At 70.6% G+C, this 10,305-nt stretch carries 6 protein-coding genes and 1 pseudogene; 6 read left to right on the plus strand and 1 reads right to left on the minus strand.

Annotated features, from left to right (window positions below; genetic code table 11):
* Positions 1-215 precede the first annotated feature (215 nt).
* Together ACWDSL_RS49105 and ACWDSL_RS49110 are read left to right on the plus strand one after the other, a co-directional pair.
* Positions 216-3,143, plus strand: a complete 2,928-nt coding sequence (locus tag ACWDSL_RS49105) for an alpha-mannosidase (RefSeq protein ID WP_450495730.1) — start codon at positions 216-218, stop codon at positions 3,141-3,143.
* Entirely contained in the window at positions 3,136-5,304 is a 2,169-nt protein-coding gene (locus ACWDSL_RS49110) for an ROK family protein (RefSeq protein ID WP_450495732.1), read from the plus strand. Before ACWDSL_RS49105 ends, ACWDSL_RS49110 begins: the two co-directional genes overlap by 8 nt.
* A gap of 35 nt (positions 5,305-5,339) precedes the next feature.
* Here ACWDSL_RS49110 and ACWDSL_RS49115 read toward each other — a convergent pair whose 3' ends face one another.
* Positions 5,340-6,599 carry a glycoside hydrolase family 71/99-like protein gene (locus tag ACWDSL_RS49115; RefSeq protein WP_450495734.1) on the minus strand — a complete coding sequence of 420 codons (1,260 nt, stop codon included), beginning with the start codon at positions 6,597-6,599 and terminating at the stop codon, positions 5,340-5,342.
* 419 nt (positions 6,600-7,018) lie between these two features.
* On the opposite strand from ACWDSL_RS49115, the gene ACWDSL_RS49120 reads away from it, so the two are divergent.
* The 4 genes and pseudogenes from ACWDSL_RS49120 to ACWDSL_RS49135 form a co-directional block, all read left to right on the plus strand.
* On the plus strand, positions 7,019-7,675 hold the full coding sequence (locus ACWDSL_RS49120; RefSeq protein WP_450495736.1) for a ThuA domain-containing protein: 657 nt from the start codon (positions 7,019-7,021) through the stop codon (positions 7,673-7,675).
* Positions 7,660-8,757, plus strand: a complete 1,098-nt coding sequence (locus ACWDSL_RS49125) for a Gfo/Idh/MocA family protein (protein WP_450495738.1) — start codon at positions 7,660-7,662, stop codon at positions 8,755-8,757. The genes ACWDSL_RS49120 and ACWDSL_RS49125 overlap by 16 nt, the downstream gene beginning before the upstream one ends.
* Positions 8,758-8,960: 203 nt before the next feature.
* Positions 8,961-9,614: a hypothetical protein gene (locus ACWDSL_RS49130; protein ID WP_450495739.1), complete on the plus strand. Its 654-nt coding sequence runs from the start codon at positions 8,961-8,963 to the stop codon at positions 9,612-9,614.
* Positions 9,607-10,305, plus strand: a pseudogene (locus ACWDSL_RS49135) (alpha-mannosidase); the annotation flags it as partial. The gene ACWDSL_RS49130 and the pseudogene ACWDSL_RS49135, both read left to right, overlap by 8 nt.

The raw sequence follows: 10,305 nt of genomic DNA on the forward strand, positions 1-10,305 counted from the left end.
AGCACACCCACTGGGTGTGCTCTCGGCGTGTTCGCATACCCGAAACGTCAATCCCTTTCTTTACAGGCGGCCCCGGATCTGGAATCTAATTCCCCTGACAAAAGAAATACCCCCGGCTCTCATCTGCAATTCGAGGGAGCCGGTGCGAAGCGTTGACTTGATAACACACTTGGTTTTACATAGCGGTTACTGGCTGGACGCGAAGGGGGCCGCCCATGCTCGAAGAGCGCATAGCCGTATTCCTCGCCCAAAGGCTGCGACCGGCGCTGTACCCGCTCCGCATTCCTCTCGATGTCGGCGCCTGGCATCTGCCGGGCGAGCCTGTGCCGGCACCTGTCGCCCTGCGCGCCGACTACGAACCGTTCTCCGTGGGCGACACATGGGGGCGGCCATGGTCAACCACCTGGTTCACGCTCCGGGCGACCGTGCCGAAGCGCTGGGCGGGCCGTCGCGTCGAGGCGGTCCTCGACCTGGGCGGCGGGGAAGGCGCCAGGCCGCAGGCGCTCGTCCGCGACGCGTACGGAGCGCCGCTGCGAGGACTGGGCGCCCCGCATCCGGACCCGGTCCTCGTCGCCGGGCGCGCTCAGGGAGGCGACGACGTACGACTCTTCGTCGAGGCCTCCGTCGCCGCGGCCGAAGCCGATGCCCTGCCGCTGCGGGTGGGCCGTGCCGACCTCGCCGTGCGCGACGAGGCGGTGTGGCAGCTGTCGCACGACATAAGGGCGCTGCGCCGACTGCGGCGCTCGCTGTCCGACGACGTACCGCGCGCGGCCCGCATCCGCGACGCCCTGGAGCGCGCGATGGACGCCGTCGACCCGCGTGCCGTCGGCCGCACCGCCTCCGCCGCATGCGCCGTGCTCGCGCCCGAACTCGCCCGCGCCGTTGAACCGTCGAACCGCCCCACCCTTGTGGTGGGAGAGAGCGCACCCGCCCCGCTCGGCGCCGTGCCCCTGCACGAGGCGGTCCGTGCCTGCGCCCGTGACTTCAGCACGCTCGCCGCGCTTGCCGACGAGTACCCCGGATTCGTCTCCGTCGCGCCCGCGGTGCAGCACTACGCCTGGATGAAACAGCACGAGCCGCATGTTTTCGAGCGACTGCGCAAGATGGTCGCCGACGGCGCCTGGCTGCCCGTCGGCGGCCTTTGGGCGCAGGCCGACACCGAACTTGCCGGATCGGAGTCGCTGGTACGGCAGTTCGTGCACGGTCGCCGCTTTCTCCGCGGCGAGTTCGGCGCCGACAGCGACGGTGTCTGGCTGACCGACACGGACGGCGTCTCACCGGCCCTGCCACAGATCGCCAAGGCCGCGGGCGCGCACTGGCTGCTGGTCTCCCGACGGGACGCGTCGCGGTCGCGGTCAACCTTCACCTGGGAGGGCATCGACGGGACCGCCATGCTCACCCGTCTCACGGGCCGTGCGGCCGGCCCCGGCAGCGACGACGCCTCTGCCCGGTCCCTGCACACCCTGCGCAACCCCGACCGCGCCACGCTGGAGCGGGCCCGCCGCCTTGCGGATCTGGACGGCCCGCCGTCACACACCTTGCACCCCGCACACGACACAGATGTCGGCGCCAGGACGCGCGGCGCCCTCGACCTCGCCCCGCACGCGGGCGCGTACAGCAGCCAGGCGCGCACCAAACGAGGCAACCGGATGTGCGAGGTGCTGCTCCATGAGGTGGAGTTGTGGTCGGCCACGGCAGCGGTGCGGCGCGGCATTCCCTATCCGTACGACGCACTGAACCGCATCTGGAAGTCGGTGCTCACTCAGCAGAGCCATGACGTCCTCGCCGGCGCCGCGGTCGCCCGCGCCCGCCAGGACGCCGAGGATGCGCACCACCAGGCAGCGCGCCGGCTCACCCGGATCGCCCACCGCGCGCTCGGGCCGGGCGGGGACGTCGCCGCGCACAACGCGGCACCGTTCGCCCGCCGCGAAGTCGTCCTGCTGGACGGCGTGGTCGACGGCGCCGTCATCGCCCAGAGTCTGCCCGACGGGCGGCGTGCGGTGCTCGCCGAGGCGCCCGCCCACGGCAGCGGCCCGGTGGGCGTCGCACTGGACGGCACGGCACCGGTCACGGCCCGCCGCACCCGCGAGGGCCACCGCGTCCTCGACAACGGCCTGGTGCGCGTCACCATCGACGGCGACGGTCTCGTGCGCTCCCTCGTCGACCCGGCCACGGGTCACGATGCCATCGCCCCCGGCGGCCGTGGAAATCTGCTGGAACTCCACCGTGACGAGCCGGTCGCCGACCCGGCCCGCACACTCGCGCTCGGCAGCGACCGTACACGCCGGGTCCTGATCCACGCACAGGACGTCGAACTTCTCGCGAGCGGGCCGCTGGTGGCCACGGTGCGGGTACGCCGCGGAAACGGCTGCTCCGTCTTCACCCAGGATCTGACGCTGACCGCGGGCGGCCCCTCGCTGACGATCAACACCGAGGTCGACTGGCGCGAGCGCGACACCACCCTCAAACAGACGTGGCCGCTCAACGGACAGGCATCACACGTACGGTGCGGCATCGCCCTCGGCCACACCGTGCACATGCCGGGCGACGGAGAGGAACGGGTGGCGCAGCGCTGGATCCACGTCGACGCCTCCACGTGGACGGTCGGCTTCGCCGGCGACGTCACCCACGGCCACGACGTCGTCCGTCGCGAACGGTGCGACGGCGGTACGGACACGACACTGCGGCACACCCTGCTCCGCGCCCCGCACAGCCCCGACCCGCACGCCGACCGGGGAGTGCACCGCTTCCGGCACACCGTGCGGCCCGGCGCCACAGTCGGCGACGCTGTCGCGGACGGCTACCGCCTGGACATGCCCCTGCGGCTTTCGGACGGGGCGTCGTCGTTGCGTCCGCTGGTGCGCGTCGACCACCCGGACGTCGTCGTGGAGACGGTGAAGCTCGCCGAGGACCGCGGCGGAGACGTCGTCGTACGTCTGTACAAAGCCGGAGGCAACGCTGCGCGGACCACGCTCACCGCCGACTTCGCCGTCGCCGAAGCGTGCACAACCGACCTGCTCGAGGAGAACGCCGTCCCGCACGCCCACGACGGACCCCACATCCACCTGAAACTGCGCCCGTTCGAGATCCGCACCCTGAGGATCAGCCGGGCCGAGGCCGACGAGGAGCCACTCGGTGCCTGATCCCCTCCACGCCGACACGCTGACGTCCCAGACCCGGGCGACGCTGCGGGACTGGGCCGTGGCCGACGGGCCCCTCGCGCTGCGCGCCCGGATCGTGCTGCTGGCCGCCGAGGGCCGGCGCGACGCGGAAATCGCACGGCGCCTCGGCGGGTCCCGGCAGACCGTGGGCGCCTGGCGGCACCGCTGGTACAGCGGCGGGCTCGCCGGGCTCGAACAGCGCCGGCGCACCGGACGGCCCGTCACGGTCGACGAGGCGGACATCGTCACCCGGACCCTGCTCGCGCCCGGCGGCAGCGGTGCGAGCCGCGCCATCGCCCGCGAACTCGGCGTCTCCCACGCCACGGTCGCGGCGATCCGCCGCCGCTGGAACATCATGCCGGACCAGCCGATCGTCGCCCGCATCCCGACCCGTCCGCCACTGCCCGGCGCCGATGCGTGGGTGATGGGCCTGTACGCCGACGCCGACCGCGGCGTCCTGCTCGTCGGCACCCGTACGGAGGCCCCGAGGCCCGCGGCCGCGGTTACCGTGATCGACGCCGAGGTGCTGGCCGGACTCGACCGGGTCTTGGACACCCTGCGCCTCGAACCCGCCTCGGACGACGCGGAGTTCAGCGCCTTCCTCGCCGACGCTGCGGCCCTGCACGCGGACATCACCCTGCACGCGGTCACGCTGTGGTCGACCGATGAGCGGCGGCCCGCCGGATCGCTCGTCAGCCACCATGACCTGCCTGTGCGCGCGAGCTGGCGCGGCTTCCTCAATGCCCTGATCGCCCTGGACAGCACGAGCCACCCCGAGTCGTCACGCCGGGTCTTCCTCGACCTGATGGCGGCGCTCGAGCGCCCCGCACAGTCGGCCGGCCGCTCGGTCCGCTGGCTGCGCGAGCGCGTCGCCGAGCACCAGAGCCGTCCGGATGGCGGTTGGCACGCTCTGGGCGCACCGTCGTTCAGCGGAGTCAACCAGCTCGACCTCGGATCCTTCAACGAGTGCGTGGTCATCGAGACCGTACGCCTGGTCGGCACCGTCACCCGCGGCGAGATCGCCCACCGGACCGGCCTCACCCAGCAGTCCGTGTCCCGTATCGCCCGGTCGCTGCTGGACCGTGGCTTTCTCGTGGAGGACGCCCAGCGCCGTGCCACTTCCGGCAAGCCGCGCACACCGGTACGGCTGTGCGGCTCCGCCGCGCACGCGCTCGGCCTGCACATCGACCCGGAGGTGCTCACCGCCGTCGTGATCGACCTCGACGGAGCCCTCGTGTGTACGTGCACACGCACCGTCAGTGCCGACATCGACCCCGCCGAATTCGTCGCGCAAGCCGTCGAGGTGGGCCATGAAGCGCTCGGCAAGGTGCGTGGCGCCGTTCAGCCCAACGGCTTCCTCGGTGTCGGCGTGGCCGTGCCGGGACCGGTCGACATCGCCTCCGGCACCGTCCTCGGGCCGCCCCTGATGCGGGCCTGGCAGGACCTGCCCCTGCTGTACCTGCTGAAGGAGCACTTCCCCTGCCCGGTCCTCATCGAGAAGGACTCGCTCGCCGCCGCCGCGGGCGAGCGCTGGATCGGGCGCGACCGCAGGGCCCGGGACTTCGCCTACCTCTATCTCGGCACCGGCGTCGGCTGCGGCCTCTATCTCAACGGCGACCTCTACCGTGGAGTCAGCGCGAACGCGGGCGAGTTCGGGCAGCTGTGCGCGCTCGCCCTTGACCGCGTCGCCGCGGACGGACGGCCCGAGATCCTGCCCGAGTGCAACCCGCCCGTGTCCGTACCGCGGTTCGCCGAGCGGCTCGGCCTGCGCACCGCCGGCACGGAGCACAGCAGCACCGAGGCGTACCGCGCCGTCGGGCGCGCGGCCGCGGCCGGACACCCGGCCGCCACCGCCGCCCTGCGCGAAGTGGCACGTGCCGTCGGGCGAGGAGCCTTGGGGCTCGTCGATCTTCTCGACATCGATCTGATCGTTCTGGGCGGCCCGTTCTTCACCGACGACGTCGCCGACTGCTATCTGGAGGAGATCGGGCGCGCCGTCAATGACTTCCCCACCGCCCGCCGGTTGCGGCGCGTCCACGTGGAGCGCTCGGTGCTGAGCGCGGAAGCCGCCGCGGTGGGCGCCGCGTCGACACTGTTCCACGCCACGTTCACCCCGCGCCTGAAGGGACGCGAGCGGGGCTGAGGCAGGGGAGGGGCCCGCCTCGGCCTCGGCGGACCTCACGTGGTCGGTGTCGGCCGGTTGGGGGTGAGAGCGATCTGCCCCTTGAGCATGCGGCCGCCGTCACCGGTCAGCCGCAGGTAGTAGTCGGACGAGCACGCCGTGCCGTCCTCGTCGAGGGCCCAGATCCCCGAACCCGACGGCACGTCGGCCCCGGTCGCCGCCGTCTTGGCGATCTGATTGCCCTCGTTGAACTCGTCGAACATGGAGATGTAGATGCCGCCCACACCCAGCCGCACCATGTTGTAGAACTGCCGCCACATGAAATCACCGTGCCTGCGGTGACGTTCCTGGAGATCGCCCGGCATCACACACGGCTGATAGTCGATGCCGTTCGCATCACAATCCGCTTTGTCCGGCGTATTGATGTTGGTGAAGAAGTCATCGGACTGGGAAGGGCTGGAGATACGCCCCACCATCCATGGGGAGATCATGTTGAACGAGTGGTACACGGCGGAGAATCCGGGCCGTGAATCCTCGGTACCTGTACGCCAATGCGTGGGCACACCTCCGATCACATAACAGCCCTGTGCCTTGAACCAGTCGACTACGTCCTTGCACGGTCCTGGTTCGAATGGTCTCCCCGAGTCGTTGAAGCCGAACCCCCAAATACACACCACCGGCTTGCCGTTCTGTCGCGCATAAGCACCGGACCCGGTGTGCGCCTTCATCTTTTCCGTCCAGTCCTGCTTGATCTGGGCCTGCATGGACGTCCAGCCGGTGACGTCGTACATGATGTAGAACTTGCGCCCGTTCGCCTCGGCCGCCTGACGCACCTTCTGCGCCATGCCGTCGCGCGTCGGACCCTCGTCGCCGAAAGGGTTGAAGCGCTGAAGAGCGGCCGTGTCGATGTTGTTCTCCCGCATCCAGCGAAAGTGCGTGTCGACGGTCTGCTGGTCCCACGATGAGAAGAGCTGAGCGGGCCTGCCGCTGTTGGGATTCGGGTACGCGGTGGTGAACCCGCGCTGGTAATCAGCCATATCCGGCCATGATTTGATGGTTGTGTTGGACAGCGACGGAGGTTGGAACCGGTCCCTGCTCCAGTGCCACCAGCTGTTGATGGGGGAGCCGTCGCCTGTGCAGGCGAACCAGCCCTGGTAGCCGACGGATATCTTGCCGACGACATCGCCCGGCCCGCTGGCGGCGGGCTGAGCACCGGCACTTTCGGCCGCGTCGGCCCGCGCCAGTCCGGCCACAGCGCCCAGGCTCGCGGTCGCGGCGATCGCGCCGCCGATCATGCTGCGTCTGGTGACGGCCATGGAGTTCCTCCAGTGGGGTTGGGGGAGTGGGGGCATGGCAATTTCTCCGCGTGCCAGCAAAACCATGGTGCTGCCCGGAGTCAATGGCCGATGCGGGCATTTCTCCCGCGAATCGGAAACTGGTCAAAGTGAATTCTGGTTGCCGGCAGGAATTGAGTGGGGAGTGGAAAATAAGTGGCCTGACACCTGGGCCGGTAGGCGTGAACAAGACCTTCGTCGACTCGGGGTGCGGGCTCCTCCCCTGCTTCATCCAACGTATTGACAAAATGCAACGGCGGTTCGTAGCTTCTCAACATGCTGCGCCCGTCGCGTCTGCTCAGCACCAACTTCTGCTGGGCCGCGGCCACTCGTTGAGCGACTTCATCCGACTCCGACCGCCGCACTGCACCCTGCGGCGCCGATGGGAGCGTGTCATCACCTTGACCAGCGACATCCGGCGGGCGCTCGTCATCCGTGGCGGCTGGGACGGGCATCAGCCCGTGACGATCAGCGACAGCTTCGTACCGTTCCTCAAGGACCGCGGATTCACCGTGGAAACCTCCGAGGACCTCGCCGTGTACGAGGACGCGGAGCGCTTGGCCGTGACCGACCTGATCGTGCAGTGCTGGACGATGGGGACCATCAGCCGCGAACAGAGCGAAAACCTCGCCGCGGCGGTGCGTGCGGGCACCGGCCTCGCCGGCTGGCACGGCGGCATCGTCGACTGCTTCCACGACCACGGCTACCACCTGCTGACCGGCGGCAAGTTTGTGATGCACCCGCCGGGCTTCCACGACCACACCGTGCGCCTGCTGCCCGAGCGAGCCGACCATCCCGTCATTGAGGGACTCAACGACTTCACCGTGCACACCGAGCAGTACTGGGTGCTCACCGACCCGTATATCGACGTCCTCGCCACCACCACCTTCGCGGCCGACGAACTGCGGGACCGGCCTGCGGTGATGCCCGCCGTGTGGACCAGGACCTGGGGCGCGGGCCGGGTCTTCGTCTCGACCATCGGGCACAAGCCCGACGACTTCGACGTGCCCGAGGTGCGCACGCTGACCGAAAGGGGACTGCTGTGGGCGGGCCGCTGAAGCCGTTGAACATCGGCATCGTGGGCGCCGGAAAGATCAGCGGCGCCTACCTCGCGACGCTGGAGCGCCTGACTTCGCTGCGGCTGACCGCCGTCACCGACCTCGACCGCGGCCGCGCCCAGGCCGTTGCGGAGCAGGCCCCGGGCGGGGGAGAGTTGGCCGTCGCGGAGTCCGTGGCCGACCTGGTGGCCCGGGACGACGTGGACGCCGTGCTCAACCTGACGATCCCGGCCGCACACGCCGAGGTCGCCCTTGCGGCGCTCGCCGCGGGCAAGCATGTGTACGGCGAGAAACCCCTGGCGGCCAACCGCAAGGAGGCCGACGCCGTGCTGGAGGCGGCACGCACCGCAGGCCTGCGGGTCGGCTGCGCGCCCGACACGGTCCTCGGCACCGGAACCCAGACCGCGCGCAAGGCGGTGGACGACGGCCTGATCGGTAGGCCGGTCGCGGCCACCGCGTTCATGACCACCGCGGGCCATGAGAAGTGGCATCCGGACCCGGAGTTCTACTATCAGCCGGGCGGCGGCCCGCTGCTCGACATGGGGCCCTACTACCTGTCGGCCCTGGTCCACCTGCTCGGCCCGGTGGTCAAGGTGACCGGCGCGTCCTCCCGACCGCGCGCACAGCGTACGATCGGCAGCGGCCCGCGCGCCGGGCACACCTTCCCGGTGGAGGTGGACACCCACATCACCGGCGTCCTGGAACACGCGGGTGGAGCCCTGTCCACGCTCGTGATGAGCTTCGACATCCACGCCGCGCGGCTGCCGCGCATCGAGGTCCACGGCACCGACGCCTCGCTGTCCCTGCCCGACCCGAACGGCTTCGACGGCGCCGTCGAGATCCACCGCGGAGACGGCTGGACGATGCGGCCCGTCTCCGCCGGCTATCCGGACGCGGGACGCGGCGTGGGCCTCGCCGACCTGGCCGATGCCCTGTCGGCCGGACGACCGCACCGGGCATCGGCCGAACTTGCCGCACACGTCCTGGACATCATGCTCACCCTCATGGACGCGGCGGCCCAGGGCCGAGCCCTCCAGGTGACCAGCTCCTGTGAGCGCCCCGACCCGGTGGACGGTCGCTGAACGAGACCCGCACCACCTCTCGCCCGCTCGCAGCGACAGGAGACCCCTTTCATGCACGACGACCGGAAGCTGGTCGAAGCACGCCTGGAACGCGTCCTCACAGAGCGCATCCGGCCTCGACGCACACGGCACCCGAGACCCCCGGCGATCCCACGGCCGGCCCGAGAGCCTGTGCGGACGCCGGCCCGCTCGACAACGCCGTCGTGCTCCTCGACGCGGCGGGCCGTGCCTCGCACCGCCGCCCGGCGACCAGGATCTCCATCGACGGTGTCACCGCCGTCTTGCGCTCGCGCGCTCAATGGCCACAGGACGCGAAGTGGGACCCGTTCGGCGGGCCCGACACGTCGTACGTGCTTGGTCCTTGGATCACCGTCGGTTCCGCGTTGCGCGGGTCGATCGAGGTACGGGCCGTGCGCGTCGACCCCGCCGCCGGTGATGAGCCGACCGGTCATGTGCTGCGGATCGGCGGATGGTCCCTTGCCGTCGATCCACAGCGCGCGCCGTGCGCCGCGCAAGGCGCCACCGCCCGCGTAGCAGGTGTCGACGGGCTGATCTCCTCTCTCCCCGGCGCACACGGGTTGCCCACCGCGTCCGTGGCGCCAGGAGAAGACAGCAATGCGCTGGGCGCCGCATCCGCCACCCCCGTCGTGCAGACCGATGGCCCGGTCGTCTACGGCACCCTCCACGTCGCCCTCGTTCACCTCGGCGGCTCGGACCCCGCCGCCCTGCCGCGGATCACCACCCGTGCCGAGGGGACCACCCTGGTCGCGGACGTGACCTGGGCCGACGACGCACAGGACGCCATTCGACTGCCCGCTGCTGAAAAAGAGGCCCGGAAGGACCAGCACCGTGCATGACGACCGCCGGATCATCGAGACACGGATCCGGAAACTGCTGGACCGTCTGATCCGCCCCGCTCTCTACAGTTCCGTATGCCCGCTCAACCTGAGCTCCTGGCTCGTCGAAGGCGAACCGGTCCCCGTGGCCGACGCCCTGCACGCCGACTACGAGCCCTTCACGCTCGGCTCCACCTGGGGCGGCCCATGGGCGACAACGTGGCTGCGGGCGAGCGCGGAGATACCCGAGCAGTGGACGGGGCGTCGCGTCGAGGCCGTCTTCGACCTCGACTTCGACCTCACCAAGGGGCCCGGCGGCCAGGCCGAGGGCCTGGTGCACGACGCCCACGGCGCACCGATCCAGGGCCTGCACCCGTACCACCGAAGCGTGCTGCTCACCGACTCCGCCACCGGTGGCGCCCCCGTGGACCTGCTGATCGAGCTCGCCGCCAACCCGCCCATCGTGGCGAGCGCGGGTCTGCACATCCACCACGGTTCGCGCGAGACCGCGGGCACCGAGCACGTCTACCGGCTCAGGCAGGCCGAGATCGCGGTGCGCGAGGACGACGTATGGCACCTCATCCACGACATCGAGGTGCTCGACGAGCTGATGCATGAGCTGCCGCTCGGCTCATCGCGGCGTCACGAGATCCGCTACGCGCTGCGCCGCGCCGCCGACGCCGTCGACCCGGGCGATGTGGCGGGCACGGCG

Source organism: Streptomyces sp. NPDC000941 (assembly GCF_053599555.1).